Raw genomic sequence first — 21,661 nt, 5'->3', positions numbered from 1 at the left:
CCGCAAACAACGAGCAACGAAAAACGCACTCCTCTCCTTTCGCCCTTCGCTTATTGACGCTTGAATACCGGTAAGAAGTCTTTGGCTGCCTCAGCGGTGGCCGTTGTGTCGTTGGTAGCGTGGTGGTCTCAGGCCCGACCGTTAGGCGGGGCGTCCGCGCCGTTTGCTATGCGTCAGCTGTGGTCCGACTGGCTGCCTGCCGGGCAGCGGCTGCCGCGCCTGTCGTTCGGTTTCAGCCCCGATACGCCCCGCACCGATACCACCCGCTACCGCCCCAGCACCCGGCCCCGGGTAGCACCGGAGGATCGGGTGGGTACGCCGTTTTCGCCGCAGCGCCGCCGTTCCCCGCTGGTACTGCCACTGCCTTCTAACGTACAAATGGACGTGCAGGCCGACGACAGCCTGCAAAACTTTGATATCCGCGAAAAAGTAGGACCCGAATTCGACTTCCGCGACCCAAGTCGGATGACGTTTGAGGAGTACTCGCGCTGGCAGCAGCAGCAGGCCGTGCGCAACTATTTCCGACAGCGCTCCAACGGGGGCGTAGCCGGCGACGCCAACCAGCCCGAGAACCGTCGCCTCATTCCTAAAATCTACCTGGGCCCCATGGCCGACCGGATTTTTGGGGGCAGCTACGTAGACATCCGGCCCCAGGGTGCCGTGACGCTGCGCATGGGCTACCGGGGCAACCGCAACGAAAACCCCACCCTCACCCTGCGGCAGCAGCGGGTGGGCGACTTCCAGTACGACCAGAACCTCAACCTCAACCTGACCGGTCAGATTGGCGAAAAGCTCAAGCTGACCTTCAACTACGACACCCGCGCGGCCTTCGATTTCGAGAACAACATGAAGCTCGATTACACGGGCTACGAAACCGATATCATCCGGAAGGTGGAGCTGGGCAACGTATCGTTGCCATTGAACAACTCCCTTATTACGGGCGGCCAGAACCTGTTTGGTGTGAAAACCCAGCTGCAGTTCGGGCGGCTGGGTGTAACGGCCCTGGCCAGCACCCTGCGCGGGCAGGCTGATGCCGTGCGCATCCAGAACGGGGGCCAGAGTCGGCAGTTCGAAATCAAGGCCAGCCAGTACGAGCGGGACCGGCACTTCTTCCTGAACCAGGCCTTCCGCGACCGATACGACGCGGCCCTGCGCAACCTGCCGACCATTCAGAGCGGGGTGGAAATTACGCATCTGGAGGTATGGGTAACCAACGATAACCGCCAGAGCGACAACCTCCGCAACGTGGTAACGCTCATGGACGTGGCCGAGCCCAAGCGCCTGTACCGCCGGCAGTTTATCAAGCCCAGCGGCCCCAACGCCCTGGCCGACAACAATAACAACACCCTGTTCAGTCAGGTGCGCGGCACGGCTGGCTTCCGCAACAACCTGACGGTGGACAATGCGCTGGCCAGCCTGAACCTGACCAAAAACGTGGACTTTGAGCACGTGCGGGCCCGCAAGCTCGACCCGCGCGAGTACACTTACAATGCGCAGCTGGGCTACATCTCGCTGAACACGCAACTGCTGCCGGAGCAGGTGCTGGGCGTGTCGTACCAGTACATTTACAACGGTAAAACCTACACCGTTGGCGAAATCCAGAACGATTACACCAACGTGGGCCAAGAGGAGGTCATCTTCCTGAAGATGCTGAAGGCCACCAACCCCGGTGTGGGGCTGGCCAACCTCAACGACCCGACGGTAAACGTACCGACTCCCGGCGCGCCCAACAGCGGCAACGAGAACCTGCTGACCCGCAACCTGCCGACCTGGGATTTGATGATGAAAAACATCTATCCCCTGAACGCCAACCAGCTCAACCGGGACAACTTCCAACTCCAGCTCATCTATAAGGATGACATTACGGGGGTGGATTTGATTTCGCTGAAGGAAGGCCAGCGCATTGCCAACCGCCCCCTGATTGAGGTGCTCAACCTCGATAACGTAAACCCCAACAACGACCGGAACCCCGACGGCAACTTCGACTTTTTCCCGGGCGTGACGGTGGATACGGAGCTGGGCAAGATCATCTTCCCGGAGGTGCAGCCCTTCGGCAGCTACCTGGCGGCGCAGTTTGATACCACTGCCTCCACCGCCGAGCGGGACCTGGCCCGCAAATACGTGTACCGGGAGCTGTACAACCAGGTGCAGAGCGACGCCCAGCAGCGCCAGGAGAAGGACAAATTCTACCTGCGCGGCCGGTTCCAGGCCACCTCTACTGATGAAATCAACCTGCCCGGCATTGGCATTGCCGAGGGCTCGGTGCGGGTATTTGCCGGCAGCACCCTGCTCACGGAAGGCACCGACTACCAGGTTTTCTATGACCAGGCCAAGGTCAAAATTCTGAACCCGGCCTACCTGAACTCGGCCAATGAGCTGCGGGTGGAGTTTGAAAAAAACGCCCTGGTGCAGGTGCAGCCGCGTAAGCTGCTCGGAGCCCGCTTCGATTACCGCCTCTCGCCCGATATCAACTTCGGGGCCACGGTGCTGCACCTGCGTGAAAACCAGGCCCCCGGTATCAACCGCGTGAACATCGGCGACGAGCCGGGCAACAACACCATCTACGGCTTCGACGTGAACATGCGCCGCGAGTCGCGGGCCCTGACCAAGTACCTGGACGCGCTGCCCTTCGTGAGTACCAAGGAAATTTCGACGGTAGCCTTTAGTGGGGAATTTGCGCAGCTGCTGCCCGGCCAGAGCAAGCTGGGCACCAGTGATAGTGGCGGTGAAAACGGCGTTTCCTACCTCGACGACTTCGAAAATGCCCGCACGCCCTACACGTTGGGCGGCGTCAGCTCGGCTACTACCTGGCGGCTGGGTTCCACACCGGCTCCGCTGGTAGGCACGGCCCAGGGCCTGGCCGTGGCTTACAGCCGCGCCAAGCTGGCCTGGTACACCATCGACCAAACCTACTATACCAACGGCCAGAGCAAGCCCCGCAACATTGGCATCAACGACCTGAAAAACCACTATGTGCGCGGCATTAAGCGCACGGAGGTGTTCCCGAACAAGGACGTAGGCACCACCGGCAACTCCTTTGAAACCACGCTGGACTTAGCCTATTTTCCTGACCAGCGCGGCCAGTACAACTACACGCCCCAGGTTAACTCCACCAACCCTACCTTCTTCTCGACTACCACTCCGGCCGCCAACGCGGCCCGCCACGCGGGTATTTCGCGCGAAATCACCTTCGATACCGACTTCGACAACGCCAACGTGGAGTTTCTGGAGTTCTGGATGATGGACCCCTTCCTGGCCGGCGACAATGGCCGGGTAGTGGATTCCGACGGGCACAACGCCAACAACACCACCGGCGGCGACATGTACATCAACCTGGGCTCGGTGTCGGAGGATGTGCTGAAGGACGATAACCAGTACGAGTTTGAAAATGGCATTCCGGTAGACGCGGCCAACCTGCCGCTAGAAACCGCCGCCACGCTGTGGGGCCGCGTGACCAAGCAGCAGTTCCTCACCGATGCCTTCAGCGCCGCCCCCGGGGCCCGCGCCCGGCAGGACGTGGGGTTGGATGGGGTGAATGACGGCGAAGAACAGCAGCTGACCGGCATCAGCCCAGTCTATCAGTCTGTACCCGACCCGGCCGCCGATAATTTCCGCCACCACCTGGACGGCAGCTACGACCAGCAGGACGCCAAAATCCTGGCCCGCTACAAGAACTTTAACGGCATGGAGGGCAACTCGCCCGAGGGCAGCCAGCTCAGTTCCACGGCCTTCCCTGATAAGGAAGACCTGAACCGTGACAACGTGCTGTCGGATACGGAGCGGTACTACGAGTACCGCCTGCAGCTGAACCCCACCAGCATGGAGGTGGGCCAGAACTACATCGTCGACAAAATCACGAATACCAACACCGACACCAACAACGAGCCCGTTACGTGGTACCAGTTCCGCATTCCGGTGCGGCAGCCCACGGGTGTGGTAGGTGTACCGGCCGGCCAGGATTTCGGCTTCAAGTCTATCCGCTTCCTGCGCATGTACCTCACACGCTGGCAGCAGCCGGTGGTACTGCGCATGGTGCAGCCCCAGTTTGTGGCCAACCAATGGCGCCGCTACCTCAACAAGCTGGCCGAACCTGGCCAAACTATTGTGAATCCCGATACGGACGCCGACGGCTTCAGCATCTCTACGGTAAGCATTGAGGAAAACGGCGTTTCGAGCACGGCTAATGATGCTATTCCCTACGTGTTGCCGCCCAACATCCGGCGTGACCGGGAGTACGGCTCCAGCACCGTAAACCGCCAGCAGAACGAGCAGAGCCTGCGGCTGGTAGTGGACGGCCTGCGCGACGGTTTTGCCAAAGCCGCTTACAAAAACGTGAGCCTGAACATGCTGCGCTACAAGCGGCTGCGCATGTTCATGCACGCCGAAAGCGAAGACCGGACGGTGCGCGACGGGCAGCTGCGCGGCTTCGTGCGCCTCGGCACCGACTACATTCAGAACTACTACGAGTACTCCCGTCCGCTGGTGCTGACTCCCCAGCCGGGCACCTCGGGCGCGCCGGCCCGTTACACCGCCGACGAGGTGTGGCCACTAGATAACCGAATTGACTTGCCCTTCCAGGCTTTCATTGATGCCAAATCGGCCCGGAATAAGCAGGCCGCTTCCAGCATCGACTACACCAAGCCGTTTACAGTAACGCTGGCTGATGGCTCGACCATTACAGTAGTGGGTAACCCCGACCTCTCGGCGGTGCAGGGCGCTATGATTGGCGTGCTGAACCCCAAGAATGACGGGGCTAACAAGTCGGTAACCTTCTGGGCCGATGAGCTGCGGGTGCTGGATTTCGACAACGAAAGCGGCTGGGCCGCCACGGCCCGCTTCAACGCCAAGCTAGCCGATGTGGCCAACGTAACGGCTACGGGCAGCTTCATCAGCACGGGCTTCGGGGGGCTGCAGGACAAAGCCCAGCAACGCTCCACCGACAACATCACCCGCGGCGACATCAACGCCACGGTAGCCGCCGAGAAATTCTTCCCCGAGAAGCTGGGCCTGCGGGTGCCGGTACTGGTGCAGGCCGGCATCGAAACCCGCGCCCCCAAGTACGACCCCCTGGACCCCGATACCAAGCTGACCCAGTCACTGGAGAAGTTTAAGTCGAGTGAGGAAAAAGCCGCCTACCGCAAGGAGGTGATTGACCAGACCAGCCAGCGTAGCATTTCCCTACTCAACGTGCGCAAGGAGCGCACCAACCCCGAGAAGAAGGCGCGGCCCTACGACATCGAAAATTTTGCCGTGAGCTACTCCATCACGGAGCGCCTGCACACCGATATCCGCACCGACCGGGACTATACCCGCACGTACACCGGGGCCTTGGCTTACGTGTACCAGGCCACGCCCAAGAACTACACGCCCCTGGCCCGCGTCAAGGCATTTGACTCGCCCTACCTGGCCATGTTCAAGGAGGTGAATTTCACGCCCCTGCCTTCCCGCTTCTCGTTCCGCGCCGACCTGGACCGGCGGTATAATGAGCGGTTCCTGCAGCGTACCCTAGAGCCCGGCCAGGTGCCCGTTACCACCGGCATCCCGGGCGTGTTTCAGAAGTCGTTCTACTTCAACCGCATCTACGACCTGCGCTGGGACCTAACCAAGGCCCTGGCCCTGGACTACACGGCCAACAACCGCGCCGTGGTGGATGAAGGCACCGGACGCAGCATCGGCAGCTCCGATGAAGCCCAGCGCAACCGCCAGCAGCTGCGCGACAACCTGTTCCGCAACGGCGGCCGCACCACCAACTTCAACCAGACGGTAGCCCTCACCTACCGCCTGCCGCTGGACAAGTTCCCGCTCACGGACTGGGTTTCCTCGGATGTGCGCTACGCGGCCAACTACACCTGGCAGGCTGCCTCTACGGCCCTGACAGCTCCCGTATACCCCGCGCAGCCCGACAGCACCCAGACCCGCGAGCTGAAGCTGGGTAACACCATCCAGAACAACGGGGAGCTGAGCGCCAACGGCAAGATTGACCTGGTGAAGCTCTACAACAAGGTGCGCTTCCTCAACATCATCAACAACGCACCCCCACCCCAGCCCCGCGTGAAAGCCGACGAAGCCGGCAAAAACGACCCACGCGCTGCTCTGGGCCGCAAAGGCAGCAGCCAGGCTACTGCTGATCAGGCTGCCGCCGCTGACTCCAGCAAAGGCCCCGAACTACGTGTATTGAAGAGCATTCTTCGCTCTCTGATGACGGCCCGCTCCCTGAACTTTACGTACGCCCGCTCCAACGGCACGCTGCTGCCCGGCTACCTGCCGCGTACCCGCTTCTTCGGGATGAACAGCAGCTTTGACGCGCCGGGCGTGCCGTTCCTGCTGGGCAAGCAGTATGACTTGGATGGCCTCTTCGACCGGGCCTACAGCCGTGGCTGGTACACCACCGAGAGCCAGTACCTGAACACCCCGCTTAGCTCGCTGCTCACGGAAGCCCTGACGTTGCGCACCACCCTGGAGCCGTTCCGCGACTTCAACATTCAGCTGGATGCCCGCCGCAACTTGGTGCGCAACCGGGAGGTATTCTACCGTAATCCCGTGGATACGACTACTCTGCTGCCTGTTACGGGCGCTATACCCACGGCCAGCAATGCCTTGGGTTCCGGCACCTTCACCACCTCGTTCATTTCCATTCAGACGCTGTTCGGGGACCTAAGCAGCGGCGGTGAAATATCGAAGGCGTTTGACCGCTTTATCGATAACCGCGTGTCTGTGCAGCAGCGCCTGCAGGAAGCCCGGGGCGGCTATACCGTTGCCGGTCCGCTTCGCCAAGGTCTGTACGGTTACAATTCCCAGGACGTGCTGATTCCGGCCTTCTTGGATGCATACCGGGGTAAATCTTCTACCAACTACAAAGCCAAAGGATTCAACCCCTTCTCTCTGCTGCCCGTGCCCAACTGGAATATTCAGTACAATGGCCTGGCGGAGTTGCCATTTATGCAGCGGTACTTCCGCTCGTTTACCATCAACCACGTGTACACTTCGCAGTACAACATTGCGGGCTACACTACCTCGGCTAATTACACGCGGGAGCCGGGCAAGGATGACTTCTCGTCCATCACCAACCAGTCGAACCAGTACATCCCGTACTTCATTCTGGGGCAGGTAAGCATTGCCGAGCGACTGGCTCCGCTGATTGGGGTGAATTTCCAGACCACCGGCAAAATAACAGGCGGCGTGGAGTACCGCATCGACCGGACCATTGGCCTAAACACGCCCATTGCCCAGGTTACCGAGCTGCACCGCTCCGATATCGTTATCCGCTTCGGCTACTCCACCAACCGCCTCAAACTGCCCTTCCGGGTGGGTGGGGAGCAGCGCATCCTGCGCAACGAGCTGACCGCCCGCCTCGACCTGAGCATCAGCGACAACTACGCCGTGCAGCGCACCATTCTGGACGTGGTTGACCCCAATGCTACCTCCACCGGCAATAAGGGCCGCGCCTCCAGCAAGGTAACCAGCGGTACCCGTCAGATTCAGCTGCGCCCAACTATTGATTACGTGCTGAACCAACGCCTGAACCTGCAGTTCTTCTTTACCCAGAACATTACTGAGCCCCGCGTACAGAACGCTTTCCGCAACACGGCCACCGAGGGTGGCATTCAGCTGCGCTACAGCCTTTCGCAGTAAAATACTGAGATGGTGAAATAGTGAGTTTGATGTTCTTCTTGCGCTACCTGCGTGGATTGAACAGCAAACTCACCATTTCACCATCTGACTATTTCACCGTCTCACCGCTTCCCTGTACTTTTGACCTGAAGCGCCATCGGGCGTTTTTCCTCACTCACCCTTCAAGTACCGCACCCCATGAATCTGCCTGCCAGCCTGAAGTACACGAAAGAGCACGAATGGATCCGCGTGGAAGGCGACGTTGCCTTCATCGGCATCACCGACCACGCCCAGAAGGAACTCGGCGACATCGTGTATGTGGATATCGATACGCTCGACAAAGAAGTAGCCCAGAACGAGGTATTTGGCACTGTGGAAGCCGTAAAAACGGTTTCCGATCTGTTCAGCCCCATCACCGGCACCGTGCTGGAAATCAACGATAAGCTGGACGGCAGCCCCGAGCTGGTAAACTCCGACCCTTACGGCGACGGCTGGATGATTAAAATGTCCATTGGCAACCCGGCTGAGCTGGATGCCCTGCTGACCGCCTCTACCTATGGTGAACTGGTAGGCGCTTAGTCTACCACTTCTTCTTGTTGGCCGTGTTAGCCACTGCGCCGCCCCCGCCCCGCCGCCGAGCCTTTGTGGTTCTGCCGCTGGCGTGGGCGGCGTTTATTTTAGTGAGTACTCTCACCCCGGCCCGTTCCATGCCCGAAACCCCGCACTGGGAGTTTCTGTCCTTCGACACGGCGGCGCATGCGTTTGTGTTCTGGCTACTGGCAGTGCTGGCCGTTTTCTCAGCGGGCCGGCAGCGGTGGTTCGCCGGGCTCCGCAAGCATGCATTCCGGGCGGTATTCCTGGGCACCGTAGCCATGGGCGCCGGTATTGAAGTGCTGCAGATGTGGATGGATCTGGGTCGTAACGGTGAATGGTCGGATATGCTCAGCGACTCGCTGGGCGTGGTGCTGGGCCTGTTGCTGATGTGGACCGTCAAACGGTTCTGGCAATGAAACGGGCTGCTACCTTCAGCACCTTGGTGGCACTGGCGCTGCTGGGTTTCCACCCTGCCCATAGCCAAGATATGCCACGGGTGCGGCGCACCATCTCCACGCTGGCTTCGCCTGCTTTTCAGGGCAGGGGTTATGTTCGGGATGGAGATAAGAAAGCCGCCCAGTATCTCTGCCAACGGTTTGAGCAGCTCGGCCTGCAGCCGCTGGCTCCCGGCTACCGTCAGTCGTTCACGCTGGATGTAAACTCCTTTCCGGGGGCGCTGAAGCTGGAGCTGAATTTAGGCATGCTCCGTTTCCCGGTACTGGGCAGTACGCGGCGGCTCCGGCCGGGCATCGACTTTATTGCGGCTCCGGCTTCCGGCAGTGGCAAAGTAGGTGGCCCGTTCTCCGCCGTACCGATATGGCGTTTCGACACGCTTACTTTCACCAGCAGCACGGCGCAGCAGCTGTTGCTGCGGCACCCCTGGCACGGTGGTGGGCTGGTGCTCCGGGCCGCCGATGAGCGGCGACTGATTACCCTACCGTTGCCCTTACGCCAGCACCTGGATTCGGCTGCCCTACGCCTGACGCTGGTCCCAAAACTCACGGCCTCACTTGCCCCTGACCAAGCTACTCAGATGCGGCTGGAGGTACTAGAGCCGGTGTGGAATAGTATTCCCTCTACCGCCAGTGGCCCTACCGTAGCATTAGTAGCTGCGCGCGTTGAAGCCAAATTACAGCGCCAGTACCACACCCAGAATATTGTAGGCTACCTGCCCGGCCGCATTCAGCCTGACTCCTTTCTGGTTGTAACGGCCCACTATGACCATCTGGGCACGATGGGCCGGCGCACCTACTTCCCGGGGGCCAACGACAACGCCAGTGGTACAGCCATGCTCTTGGAACTTGCCGCCTACTATGCCCGACCCGAGAACCGGCCGGCTTATTCGCTGGTCTTTATCGGGTTTGGGGCCGAAGAGGCGGGCCTGATTGGCTCCCAATACTTCGTAGAGCACCCACTCGTACCGCTTAACCGTATCCGTTTCCTGCTCAATCTGGATTTGCTGGGTACTGGTTCCGAGGGCGCTACCGTGGTAAACGGCCGCGTATTTGAGCGACAGTTCCAGCAGCTGCAGCAACTCAACGCGGAGCACCGTTACCTCCCTGCCTTGGGAGCCCGCGGCCGGGCCGCCAACTCCGACCATTACCACTTTTCGGAACAGGGAGTACCCGCATTTTTCCTCTACACCCGAGGCGGCACCACGGCTTACCATGATGTGGAAGACCGGCCGGAAACCTTACCCCTTACGACTTTCCCGCAAGTCTTTCAGCTCCTACGGGATTTTTTGAATCTGCAGGGGGCCGCTATGGTGAAGTAAGCCCGTGGTATCAGCTTACCGGATGGGGCATCAACATAAGTAGCCCTCTAAAAGCCAAGCTGACCTTACATCCAGCCTGCTTATGACTAATGACACAAAAACGCCCAGCCTGCGCACGCAGACTGGGCGTTTTGTATGAGGTGGTAGTGCTACTAGCTGTTGGCTTTGAACGAGCCCATGATCTGCTTGGCAACGTTTTCCCACTCCGGCTTCTGACGGTCGGCGCAAGTGAAGGTGCACATCAGCAGCTTACCTTCCACATCGGTGAAGAAAATCAGCTGATACACCTCGTGACCGAGCTCGGGCTTCATCAACTCCATATAGCCTACTTTGCGGCCGTTCACTTCCTTCACGCCGTGGTTGAACCACTTGGCTTCTTTGAACTGCTTGGCGTAGATCTTATAGAAGTTGTCCGAGTACATGTCAATCATGTCCTGGTCAGCCGTGTTGTCGGTGTACGAGAAGGCAATGCTGGCCTCCTTATTGTTGGTGTAGATAACGCTGGGGCGGCTTTGCGCCTTTGCGTAGTTGAAGTCCATCTGCTGCTCGCTCATTACCTCAAAACCCTTGGGAATGAGGATTTCCACACGCTCGCTCAGCACGCGCTTCTTTACCAGCTCTACTTCGGCAAAGGGGCGGGCAGCCATCAGCAGCAGCATCAGGCAAAATAAAGGGGCAGAGAGTAAGACTTTTTTCATAATCCTAGACTGAAAAAAGATGAGATTCAAAAGCAAGCTGATGGTCCTACGAGAGCAAAGTCGCTCTGTTTGGATAACACAATTTACGCACAAAAACGTAAGCTGCAAGTATTTTACAAAAAAATAATCAAGAGTCTCATCCACTCTCCCGTCATTTTTTGATCAAAAACGGCTTACATAACTCAGAAACAAGGTTTATCGGATTTCATCAGGTTATACCTTCGAAAAACACAACCTCGAAAAATCCCAATGCTGTATCAAGAATAGCCAATACGATATAGTACCAACAAAGTTCAATTTACAGCGCTGACCGGCGGGTGGTGTGGGGTGTAGTATTTACAGGATGTTATTGATCTGTTCCTTGATTTTCTCGAGTTCTTCCTTCATACTCACCACCAGATGCTGGATGGTAGAGTCGTTGGCTTTGGAACCAATGGTATTGATTTCACGACCAATTTCCTGCGAAATAAACGCTAATTTCTTTCCGGTAGGCTCAGGTAAACCGGCCGTTTCGGTGAAGTAGTGCAGATGGTTGACTAACCGCACCTTTTCCTCGGCAATGTCAAGCTTCTCGATGTAGTATAGCACCTCCTGCTCAAAGCGAATCGGGTTGAAATTCTCGTTGGCGGAGATGTCGGCCAGATGGCCTTCCAGTCGCTGCCGCACCTGCTCGATACGGGTAGGGTCGTGCTTCTCTACCTCCGCCAACAGAATCCGAATCCGGTCCACGTATCCCAGTATTTCGCTGGTCAGGGCCTGCCCTTCGTCGCGGCGAAACTGGTTGACGCGGTCCAGGGCCTGTTGCAGTAGTGGCAGCAGCTCTTCCCAAGGAGTTTCTTCTTCCTCCTCAGTAGCAGCTGTGGCATCGGCCGGGATGCGCAAAGCACCAGGCAGTGCATGAGCCACGGCTGTTACCTGCTCCAACGACAGGCCGGTGGCCAAGCTCACCTGCAGCAGCTCCTGGCAGGCAGTGGTTACAGCAGCCTGGTTGACAATAGAACCCTGCGCACCCGTTGCGCGCGGGCGCGCGAAGTCCAGGTTCAGGTTCACTTTCCCCCGGATTAGGCTCTTAGTGACCAGGTTACGGATTTCCAGTTCCCGGTCCTGCAGGAAGCGCGGCAGCCGCAGACTCAGATCAAGAGTTTTGGAGTTGAGCGACTTGATTTCGACGGTAGCAGCATAAGAATCGGTTTCGCGGGTGGCGATACCGTAGCCGGTCATGGACTGGAGCATGGGCAGAAGTGGGCAAAGTGGGCGCAAAAGTACAGGTTTCACGCAGACGGTGAACCGCTTAGCTGGGCGGTAACACAAGCATAACGTGGCCGCAATATTAGCATAACAGGGCCGGTCTAGCTTTGTGAAACCTTTTTACGACCCTCGTATGCGGCGTTCTTTTCTCTTATTTTTTTTCTTGACAATCAGCCACTTGTTGTGGGCACAGCAAGGTACGCTGATTGGGAAAGTAACGGATAAAAAAACCGGCGAAGGTGCCATCGGGGCCACGGTGCTGGTAACCGGTACCACGCAGGCCGCCCCGGTGGAGCTGGACGGTAGCTACGCCCTGAAACTGGCCGCCGGCACCTATAACATTACCATCCAGTCTATCGGCTACAAGCCGCTCACGTTCAGCGGTATCAGTATTCAGGCCGATCAGAAAACCACTCTCAACGGGGCACTGGAAGAAAATACCCAGGCCCTGAAAGAGGTAGTAGTGACCGGCCAGAAGCAAACCGGTACCGAAGTGGCCATGATTCAGGACCTGAAGAAGGCCGAAGTGGTGGTAAGCGGCATGAGCAACGACCAGATTGTGAAAACCCTGGACCGTGACGCGGCCGAAGTGGTAAAGCGCATTCCGGGCGTAACGGTGCAAAGCAACAACTTCATCGTAATCCGGGGCCTGGCCGAGCGGTACAACACCGTGATGCTGAACGATGCCCTCACGCCCTCGGCAGAGGTGGATACCCGCTCGTTCTCGTTTGATATTCTGCCCAGCTCGGTAATTGACCGGGTGCTGATTTTCAAGTCCGGCTCACCGGAGCTGCCGGGTGAAATGGGTGGCGGGGTAGTGAAAGTATTCACAAAGAACTCGGTACTGGAGGATGCTACCAGCCTGAGCGTTTCGGGATGGGCCCGCAGCAGCACCACCTTCCAGAACAACTACCAGGTAAGCCCCGGCCGCGGCACCGACTGGCTGGGCTACGACGCCGGCAACCGCCAGCTGCCCGAGGGCACGCCGGAACAGGTGAGCACCAGCAACCAGCCCACCTTCCGCAACGAGTGGTTGCCCCAGCGCATTACGGCCCGTCCCGATTTGCGCGTGTCGTTGGGCCTGAGCCGCAAGTTTGAGCTTGGCAAGGTGTACCTGAGCAACGTTACCTCGATTTCGTACTCCAACACCCACGAGCAGAACAACATCACCCGCAACCGCTACCTCATTGAGCGGGACCCGGCTACCAACCTGCCCGTGCAGCAGTACGCCTACAACGATGAACGCTCCCTGACGGGCACCCGCCTGGGTATCATTCATAACTGGCAGGCCCGCCTCAACGACCGGAACCGTCTCGAGTTCCGCAACTTCCTGAACCAGTACGGCACCGATGAGGTGACGCACCGCACCGGCCAGACGCTGGACCAGGGCTTCGACCGGGACGACTACGCGCTGCACTACCAGAGCCGCACCATTTACTCGGGTCAGCTGCAGGGCTCCCACGATTTGGGGGCCGGAGAGCACACCAACATAACCTGGGCCGCCGGCTACAACTACGTGTACAAGGATGAACCCGACTACAGCCGCTACCGGAGCCAGCGCATCACGGCCCAGCCCGGCGAAACGCCCCGCCCCTTCCTGGTGGTAGTGCCCCCGGACGGCAACCCCTACGACGCCAGCCGTTTCTTCTCCGACCTCAAGGAAAACACCTACATGGCCAGCGGCCAGTGGGAGCGGCGCTTCGCCGGGCGTGATACCACCAAGGAAAACGCCTTCAAGCTGCGCGCCGGGTTCTATACCGAGCAGAAGGAGCGCACCTTCCAGAACCGCTACTTCTCCTACGTAATTGGCAACCCCAGCACGTTTTACCGGGACCAGGCCCGCGCCAACCGCCTGCTGACGCTGCCCATCAACCAGATTTTCGCCCCCGAAAACCTCGATCCTAAAACCGGTTTTGTGCTGGATGAGGGCACTTCGCCCAAAGACCGGTACACGGCCCAGAACACGCTGGTAGCCGGCTACATCGGTGGCGTAGCGCCTATTTCGGACCGGCTGAGCATCTCGGGCGGGGTACGCGTGGAATACAACCGTAAGCACCTGCAGAACGGCGACCCACAGGATACCGCCTACCTGGAGCGCCGCGTCATTCCGATGCCTTCGTTGAACGCCACCTTCAACTTCAACCAACGCTCTTTGCTGCGCCTGGGCAGCAGCGTGACGGTAAACCGTCCCGAGTTCCGGGAAGTGGCCAACTACCCCTACTTCGACTACAACAGCAACGCCATTATTACGGGTAATAAAAACCTGAAGACGGCCACCATCTATAACGCCGACCTGCGCTACGAGTTCTACCCGACCCGCTCCGAAATGCTGTCGGTGGGCGTATTCTACAAGTATTTCAAGGACGCCATCGAGCAGACTACGCAGTCGGTTTCGACGGAGCAGATGTACCTGACGTACCAGAACGCCGACCACGCCTACGACGTGGGCGTGGAGCTGGAAGCCCGCAAATCGTTGGTGGAGCTAACGGAAAACCCGGTACTGCAGCGCTTTTCGCTGGTGCTGAATGCCTCGCTCATCAAGAGCCGCGTGAAGCTGGCCGACAACGCCACCAATAACAACTTCGCCCTTACCGACCGGGCACTGCAGGGCCAGTCGCCCTACGTAGTGAATGCCGGCCTGTTTTACCAGGATGATGAAGGCAAGTGGCAGGTATCGGCCCAGTACAACGTGGTGGGGCAGCGCATCCAGTTTGTGGGCGACAAGCAGTTCAACTACTCCGTTATTGAGATGCCGCGCAACGTAATTGACCTGGCCGTGACCAAAGGTATTGGCAAGCACCTGCAGGTGAAGGCCGGTATCCAGGACCTGCTGAACCAGAAGGTGCGCCAGTTCTACGACTTCAACCGGGACGGCAAGATCGGGCGCAACGAGCGGGGCGCGTTCGGCGAGTACCGCCGGGGCAACTACTCCACGCTGGGCCTGACCTACAACTTCTAAACAATACGATAACATACGCGCAACGAAAGCATAACGCCCATCCTTACCGGTGGGCGTTTTGCTTTAGGACCTTTGCCTCACCGAAATATCCTTCCTCTCAGTACACCCGCACTACCCATGAAAAAGATTCTACTTCCTGCTTTGTTGGCTTGCGCTATAGCGGCTGTGGCCCCCGTTACCCAGGCGCAGGCCCAGACGGTTTGCCCCACCGCTCCTACGGCTACGGTGGTTTCCGGCAACATCACCCAGAACACTACTTGGTCCAGCTCGAACGTGTACTTGCTCTCGGGCTTTGTGTACGTGAAGGCCGGCGCTACGCTGACCATCCCGGCCGGCACTATTATTAAGGGTGAAAAATCCACGAAAGGCACGCTCATCATCGAGCAGGGCGGTAAGCTGATTGCCGAGGGTACTGCCAGTCAGCCCATCGTATTCACCTCCAATGAACCGGCCGGCTCCCGGGCCCGCGGCGACTGGGGTGGAGTTATCATCTGCGGCCGGGCTCCGGTGAACCTGGCGGGTACGCCGGTAGTGGAAGGCGGCGTAGGCTCTACCTACGGCGGCACCGATGCCAACGACAACTCGGGCATCATTAAGTATGTGCGCATCGAATTCCCCGGTATTGCTTTCCAGCCCAACTCCGAAATCAACGGCCTGACGCTGGCCGGCGTAGGAGCCGGTACCCAGATTGACTACGTGCAGGTATATGGCTCCGGCGACGACTCGTTTGAGTGGTTTGGCGGCACCGTGAATGCCAAGCACCTAGTGGCAGTAGCCGCCACCGACGACGACTTCGACACCGACAACGGTTACCAGGGCAAAGTACAGTACGGCCTCATCATTCGGGAGCAGAACACGGCCGACGTATCGGGCTCCACGGCATTTGAGTCGGATAACGACGCCGGCGGCTCCACCAACACGCCCCAGACGGCCCCGGTTTTCTCGAACGTAACGGCGCTGCTGCGTACGCCCATCGGGGCGGCGGCCAACTTCACCCGCGCCATGCACCTGCGCCGGAACACGTCCATTTCCATCTTCAACACGGTACTGAGCGGCTGGCCGACCGGCCTCACGCTGGACGGTGCCGCTGCCCAGGCCAACGCCACCAACGGCGGGCTGGTGTTGAAAAACAACGTAATGGCCAACATGACCACCCGCAACTTTGAGGCGGCCGGCGTTACCACGTATGACGTGGCGGGCTTCTGGAACGCGGCGACCAACAGCAACACGCTGTACACCAACGCTTCGGACCTGGGTCTGGATGCCGGCAATTTCACGCCGGATGCCGACGTAACGCAGAATTTTGTTCCTACTGCCACTTCGCCCCTGCGCACCGGTGCAGCCTTCACCGATGCCAAGCTGGCCGACAGCTTCTTCGAGAAAACTGGTACGTTCCGCGGCGCTTTCGGCACCGTGAACTGGGTGGCCGGCTGGACCAACTTCAACCCCCAGACCACCTGCTACAACCGCCCCGGCCAGACGCTGGCCGTGAAATCCGCCTCCGACCAGCTCCAGCAGCTGACGGTTTCGCCGAACCCCTCGGCCGGTGAAGCTCTGTTGAATTTTGAGCTGAAGCGCAGCGGTACAGCCTCCGTGCGCGTGCTGGATGTAACCGGCCGCACCGTAGCCACCGTGCTGACGAACGGCAAGCTGGCCGCCGGTGCCCAGCAGGTTGCGCTGCCCACCACGCTGAAAGCCGGCGTGTACATGGCGCAGGTAACCACCAATGAAACCAGTCAGTCGGTACGCTTCGTAGTTGCCAAATAGGCAGCTAAAAGGTCTGTCTAAAAAGGAAGAAGCCCGGGACTAGTCCCGGGCTTCTTCCTTTTGTGGCCTATCCATCGGCGCGACGGGCCCACCACAGCTGCGCGGCCAGCAGCACCAGCAGCACGCTGGTGCCGGTCCAGAGCACCCCTGCTTCGGATAGGTAACGGGCCAACAGTTCGTGCAGCAGCAAGAGTCCGCCCCCGAAGCTCAACAGCTGCAGCGCCCAGGTTCGCAGGGGCAGCATGGCAGCCCACCGCACCTCCATTAGCCGGGCCGTGTGCCGAAGGTAGTAGCCCGCCTGCCACCAGGTACTGATGACAAACGCCAGGGCCACCCCGCCCAAACCCAGCCAGCGGTAGAGCGGGTACATGAGCAGCAGGGCCAGCAGCAAATCGAGGACGGCTCCGGTGGTAATGATGCGGCCGTGACCTTTATGCTGCAGCAGGGCCGTGAAGTTGTAGGCCCGCAGCGGAATGACCAGCGAGGAAAACAGAAACAGCGGTACGGCCGCATCGTAGCGGTGCGCAAACACCACCCCGAACAGCTCCCGCCGAAACAGCACCAGAAAGAAGAACAGCGGAAACACCAGCCGCCCCAGCAGCGCGGCAGTTGCTTTCAGCAGCTGCACCCGTTGCGCATCAGATACTTCCGACTCATGGAAGTGCAACAGCAACGCACTGCCGGCTGCGCCTAGCAGCAGCGGCAAAAACGGCACGTCAATAGTGCCATTGAAGTACAAGGCAAACAACGCGGCGGGCAGCAGGAAGCTTAGAACCAGCTTATCCACCCACCGGAACAGAATCTGGACCACTTCATTCAGAGCGGTGTGCAGCCATACGTGCCGTAAACCAGCGGGTAACTCAACTACCGGCGGCTCCTGCCGGAACTGTTGCCGTGCCAGCAAAGCCAGAGCCAGCAGCCGCAGCCCGCTGCCCAGCAGCAGCAGGTTCATCAGGTTCGAGAAGCCAATCAGGGGTATCGCCCGTAAGCCGTGGCTAAGCACAAACAAACCCGCGTACAGTCCGCTTACCAGCACCACAGCCCGAAACTGGCGTCCCAGCAGTGCGTAGGCTTCCAGCACCGCCACCGGTACGTTCAGAACCAAAAACAGCGCCGGCTGCCAGCCAGGAAAAAGTGCCATATCATCGTGCTGCGCCAGCATAAGCCCTTTCGCGCACAGGCATATCCAGGCAATTGCTCCCAGCCAATGCAGCCCGGTCAGCCGTCGGAGAAACGCGTGTACCTGACCCTTTGAATACGTCAGCATCAAGGTAGGCATGCCCAGGCAGGCCACCACGTGGGCTACCTGCCACTGCACCCAGAAGCCCTGGTAACTGCCGTACCAGATCGGATCTATGCTTCTCGAAAGCCACACCAGCGCCACTACGCTGGCCAGCGTCGGGAAAAACCGGATCAGGAAGATGGAGGCGCTAGTGCCCAGCAGCGTGCTGCGCGTAGGTGCTCCGGGCTTGGGCATCACAGGCGGCGGGGTCAAGGTGGCGGATAAGTCGGGCGGGGTTACCGGCCAGTACACAGTGGCCTTCAGGAAAGCTGCGCGTTACCACGGCGCCGGCTCCTACTACCGTAAAATCACCCAGCTCCACGCCCGGCAACACCACGGCCCCCATGCCCAGCCAGCAGAAACTACCGATGCGCAGCGGGGCGGCCGGAACTCGCTCGGCATTGGCCACGGGGTCGTGGTTGGCGGAAATCAGCCCAACCTGCGGGCCCAGGTTGGTGAAGTCGCCCACGTACACGCCATTATCGGCGTTGATGTACACGCCGGGCGAGTCACCAGGAAAAGAGCCGCGGCCGGCCGTGAGCCGTTCAGGGCTGCGGATGGTGCTGGTATGATGCACTGCCCACCGTACGCCCGCATTCTGGCGCAGAACCCGCCGGAACACCGCATCCAGCACGTAGAAGCTCAGCGGCATTTCCGGCCGCAGGTGCAGCCTGTGGTACAGCCACCTTTTCAGGCCCTGCCGCATGGCTTAGCTGATTGGAACCTTGCGCAGAATAGCCTCAATCATATCCTGCGTCCGGATGCCGTCGGCTTCGGCCTCATAATTCAGCAGGATGCGGTGGTTGAGCACATCGGTAGCCACTTCCTTAATGTCCTCGGGCAGCACGTAGTCCCGCTCGTCCAGGTACGCCACGGCCTTGGCGGCACGGTGCAGGGCAATGCTGGCCCGGGGGCTCACCCCAAACTGCACATACTGCTGAAAATCGGCCAGATCATAGTCAATCGGGCGGCGGGTGGCAAATACCAGCTCAATGATATACTTCTCCAGCGTCTCCGAAATCTGCACCTGGTTGATCTGCTGGCGGATGCCGAAGATATCTTCCTTGGTGAGTACCGGGTTTACTTCGCCCACGTAGCTCATGTTGGCCATGCGCCGCATCACCTCCAGCTCGTCGGCTTTCTTGAGGTAGTCCACGTGCACTTTCATCATGAAACGGTCTACCTGCGCCTCGGGCAGCGGGTAGGTCCCCTCCTGCTCCACGGGGTTTTGCGTAGCCAGCACCAGAAAGGGCAAATCCAGCGGGTAGGTGGTCTCGCCAATAGTCACCTGTTTTTCCTGCATAGCTTCCAGCAGGGCACTCTGCACTTTGGCCGGGGAGCGGTTCACCTCGTCGGCCAGCACCAAGTTGGCGAAGATGGGGCCCTTTTTCACCTCGAACTCCGACTGGCCCTGATTGTAAATCATGGTGCCCACCAAATCGGAAGGCAACAGGTCGGGGGTAAACTGCACGCGTTGAAAGTGCAGGTGCAACACCCTCGACAGCGTACTGATGGTAAGGGTTTTAGCCAAACCCGGCACCCCTTCCAGCAGAATGTGGCCACCCGTGAATAGCCCGATGAGCAGGCGGTTCAGCATGTACTGCTGACCCACTACCACCTTGCCCACTTCGGCAAATACCTGCTTGATTTTCTGTGGATAATCGGGAGCCGAACCAGAATGCGGAGGCGTCATACGGGAGCGAAACAGGTAGAATGAGCTTAAAGGTAGAAAAATGGGGCCATTAGCCTTCTACTACCAGCTCCCGCGGCCGTCCTGCTTTTACTTTCAGGAATAGTGTAGCGGCAAAAGACCGAATAATATTTATAAAAAAATCATTATTATTTATGATATAAGTAATAATGATTTTCTATCTTCAAGCTAATAAGCTGCTGATTCTGTGTGCTGTGGCCCTGCATGGCCATTCCTGACTGCTACCGTTGTGGTGGCCATCTGCCTGTTGTTCTGTTCTGCTCCGGCACCGGTTATCGGTTGGCTATGCCTTCCATCATTCACTGCACCCTTTACTCCACCACCCTCTTATGAAAGCAATTCTTCTGTTTGTATTTTTTGTAAGCAGTTACGCTGCTTCGGCCCAGGCTTCCTGGCAATGGGTTAATCAGCTGCACAGCACCGGCGGCGCCGTTTCGGCCAAGAGCGTAGCTGCCGACGGCTATGGCGGCAGCTTCGTTACGGGCTCATTTCGGGGCACCATCCGTTTCAACCAGTTTACGCTTACCAGCCGGGGCCAGAGCGACTTGTTTGTGGTGCGCTATGATGCAGCGGGCCGGGCACTATGGGCCATCCAGCTGGGCCAGGACCCGGCCGTGCAGTCGTACTACCAGAGTACTGCTTCCGGTGCTGACATCTCCCTGGATGCTGCTGGCAATGCGTATGTCGTCGGCAATTTTACAGGGGCAGTATCCTACCAGGGCGGGGCGCTGCAAGGTTTTCAGGATGGGTTTAATACCGGACTGGTGCTCAAGCTCAACGGCCGCGGGCAGGTGCAATGGGCTCAGCGTTTCGGCATCACTCAGTTTGGCTGCTACGGCTACGCCATTGCCACCGATGCCGCCGGCAACAGCTACATTACCGGCCAGTCGGACTACGGCAATATCCGTTTCGGTAACCAAGTGTATGGCCCTGGCAGCCGCCGCGTGATGTACGTGGCCTGCTACCGCACTACCGGTACCGTGGCCTGGGCACAGTTGTCCTCCAATTTCACCACGTACGGCGCCAGTGGGTCGGATATTGCACTGGACGGACGCGGCAACTGCTACGTGGGGGGCTTCTTCAATAACGACATGACGCTGGCCGGCAATTCCATAACCACTGTGGGTGCCGATTCCTACCTGGCCAGTTTCAATGCCACTTCAGGCAGCCTGCAGTGGCTGCGGCAAGGGGGAGGTACCGGTACTTCTTCGGCCAATAACAACACGCACATCAGCACGCTGGCCACCGACCGGCTTGGCAACATCTATACAGCAGGTGATTTTTCCGGGACCAGCTCACTGGGCGGTCAAATGCTCACGGCCGTTGGTCAGTCGGATATATTCCTGGCCCGCTATACCCCGGCCGGCACGGTGCAGTGGGTAAAAACCATAGGTACCAGTGCGCCGGAGTATAGCAATACCCTGGTAACCGATGCCGCAGGCTACACCACACTCGTCGGCCGCCGATTGGACGCCAGCTACCAGCCCCGGCTGTTACTATACGGCTTCCAACCCGATGGTTTTCAGTATTATACCAATACAATTGGCACTAGCGGCAGTTGCCTCGGCAACCGGCTGGCGCAGGAGCCTGGCGGTCAATTGTATCTGGCCAGTGATGTAAGCGGAACGGCCTCGTTCGGCTCCACCACGGTGCAGATTTCCACCGGAACTGATGGGGTTGTTGGCAAGTTTCGTGTTCACACTCCTATGGCAAGTGGAGGAAGTGGAGGCCAGCCAAGCTTTGAAGTTTTTCCGAACCCTGCCCGGGGCCGCATGATTGCCCGTCTTTCCTGGGCCCGGCCCGGTATGCCCTTGCAAGGGTACGCCACTCTCAGCACTACCATGGGCCGAGTAGTGGCTTCTCAACCACTACAAGCCAATAGTGCCGTTCAGTCGCAGTCTGTTTTTGATGCTTCTGCACTGCCTACCGGTCTGTACGTTGTGCAGTTTCACACCGCTGATGGAATGAACTACACGCAAACAATAGAAGTGAAATAAGGACCGATTGCCCTGAACGC

General features: G+C 59.0%; 12 protein-coding genes. 7 read left to right on the top strand and 5 right to left on the bottom strand.

Going from position 1 to position 21,661, the window contains the following annotated elements:
* The first annotated feature begins 168 nt into the window (after positions 1 to 168).
* The 4 genes from sov (at position 169) to EI291_RS01660 (ending at position 9,979) form a co-directional block, all read left to right on the top strand.
* Positions 169 to 7,632: a T9SS outer membrane translocon Sov/SprA gene (gene sov / locus EI291_RS01675; protein ID WP_240635332.1), complete on the top strand. Its 7,464-nt coding sequence runs from the start codon at positions 169 to 171 to the stop codon at positions 7,630 to 7,632.
* A gap of 177 nt (positions 7,633 to 7,809) precedes the next feature.
* Complete coding sequence (gene gcvH, locus EI291_RS01670; protein ID WP_125417528.1) at positions 7,810 to 8,190, top strand: glycine cleavage system protein GcvH; 381 nt, start codon at positions 7,810 to 7,812, stop codon at positions 8,188 to 8,190.
* A 23-nt stretch (positions 8,191 to 8,213) separates the two neighbouring features.
* Positions 8,214 to 8,621: a VanZ family protein gene (locus EI291_RS01665; RefSeq protein WP_125417527.1), complete on the top strand. Its 408-nt coding sequence runs from the start codon at positions 8,214 to 8,216 to the stop codon at positions 8,619 to 8,621.
* Positions 8,618 to 9,979 (top strand): M28 family metallopeptidase, encoded by a 1,362-nt coding sequence (locus tag EI291_RS01660; RefSeq protein WP_170172455.1) that lies wholly within the window; start codon positions 8,618 to 8,620, stop codon positions 9,977 to 9,979. The genes EI291_RS01665 and EI291_RS01660 overlap by 4 nt, the downstream gene beginning before the upstream one ends.
* A gap of 152 nt (positions 9,980 to 10,131) precedes the next feature.
* Here EI291_RS01660 and EI291_RS01655 read toward each other — a convergent pair whose 3' ends face one another.
* Positions 10,132 to 10,638: a hypothetical protein gene (locus EI291_RS01655; protein WP_148103362.1), complete on the bottom strand. Its 507-nt coding sequence runs from the start codon at positions 10,636 to 10,638 to the stop codon at positions 10,132 to 10,134.
* 375 nt (positions 10,639 to 11,013) lie between these two features.
* Positions 11,014 to 11,910, bottom strand: a complete 897-nt coding sequence (locus EI291_RS01650) for a YicC/YloC family endoribonuclease (RefSeq protein ID WP_125417524.1) — start codon at positions 11,908 to 11,910, stop codon at positions 11,014 to 11,016.
* A 178-nt stretch (positions 11,911 to 12,088) separates the two neighbouring features.
* Here EI291_RS01650 and EI291_RS01645 point away from each other — a divergent pair, with 178 nt between their 5' ends.
* Complete coding sequence (locus EI291_RS01645; RefSeq protein WP_170172454.1) at positions 12,089 to 14,884, top strand: TonB-dependent receptor; 2,796 nt, start codon at positions 12,089 to 12,091, stop codon at positions 14,882 to 14,884.
* Between the two features lie 117 nt (positions 14,885 to 15,001).
* Positions 15,002 to 16,651 (top strand): T9SS type A sorting domain-containing protein, encoded by a 1,650-nt coding sequence (locus tag EI291_RS01640; protein ID WP_125417522.1) that lies wholly within the window; start codon positions 15,002 to 15,004, stop codon positions 16,649 to 16,651.
* Between the two features lie 67 nt (positions 16,652 to 16,718).
* On the opposite strand, the gene EI291_RS01635 is transcribed toward EI291_RS01640, so the two are convergent.
* Genes EI291_RS01635 through EI291_RS01625 form a run of 3 tightly spaced genes read right to left on the bottom strand, consistent with a single transcriptional unit; the run spans position 16,719 to position 19,626 of the window.
* The gene (locus tag EI291_RS01635) at positions 16,719 to 18,131 is read right to left on the bottom strand and encodes a hypothetical protein (protein ID WP_148103361.1); all 1,413 of its coding nucleotides are present in this window, start codon (positions 18,129 to 18,131) and stop codon (positions 16,719 to 16,721) included.
* Complete coding sequence (locus tag EI291_RS01630; RefSeq protein WP_125417520.1) at positions 18,082 to 18,639, bottom strand: acyltransferase; 558 nt, start codon at positions 18,637 to 18,639, stop codon at positions 18,082 to 18,084. The genes EI291_RS01635 and EI291_RS01630 overlap by 50 nt, the downstream gene beginning before the upstream one ends.
* A gap of 3 nt (positions 18,640 to 18,642) precedes the next feature.
* Entirely contained in the window at positions 18,643 to 19,626 is a 984-nt protein-coding gene (locus EI291_RS01625; RefSeq protein WP_125417519.1) for an AAA family ATPase, read from the bottom strand.
* 347 nt (positions 19,627 to 19,973) lie between these two features.
* On the opposite strand from EI291_RS01625, the gene EI291_RS01620 reads away from it, so the two are divergent.
* On the top strand, positions 19,974 to 21,641 hold the full coding sequence (locus EI291_RS01620; protein WP_125417518.1) for an SBBP repeat-containing protein: 1,668 nt from the start codon (positions 19,974 to 19,976) through the stop codon (positions 21,639 to 21,641).
* Positions 21,642 to 21,661: the final 20 nt, after the last annotated feature.

It is taken from the genome of Hymenobacter rigui, from assembly GCF_003944715.1.
Classification (GTDB): Bacteria; Bacteroidota; Bacteroidia; order Cytophagales; family Hymenobacteraceae; genus Hymenobacter; species Hymenobacter rigui.
The sequence above is the reverse complement of the archived record's forward strand: the minus strand, read 5'-3'. Positions and strand labels throughout refer to the sequence as shown.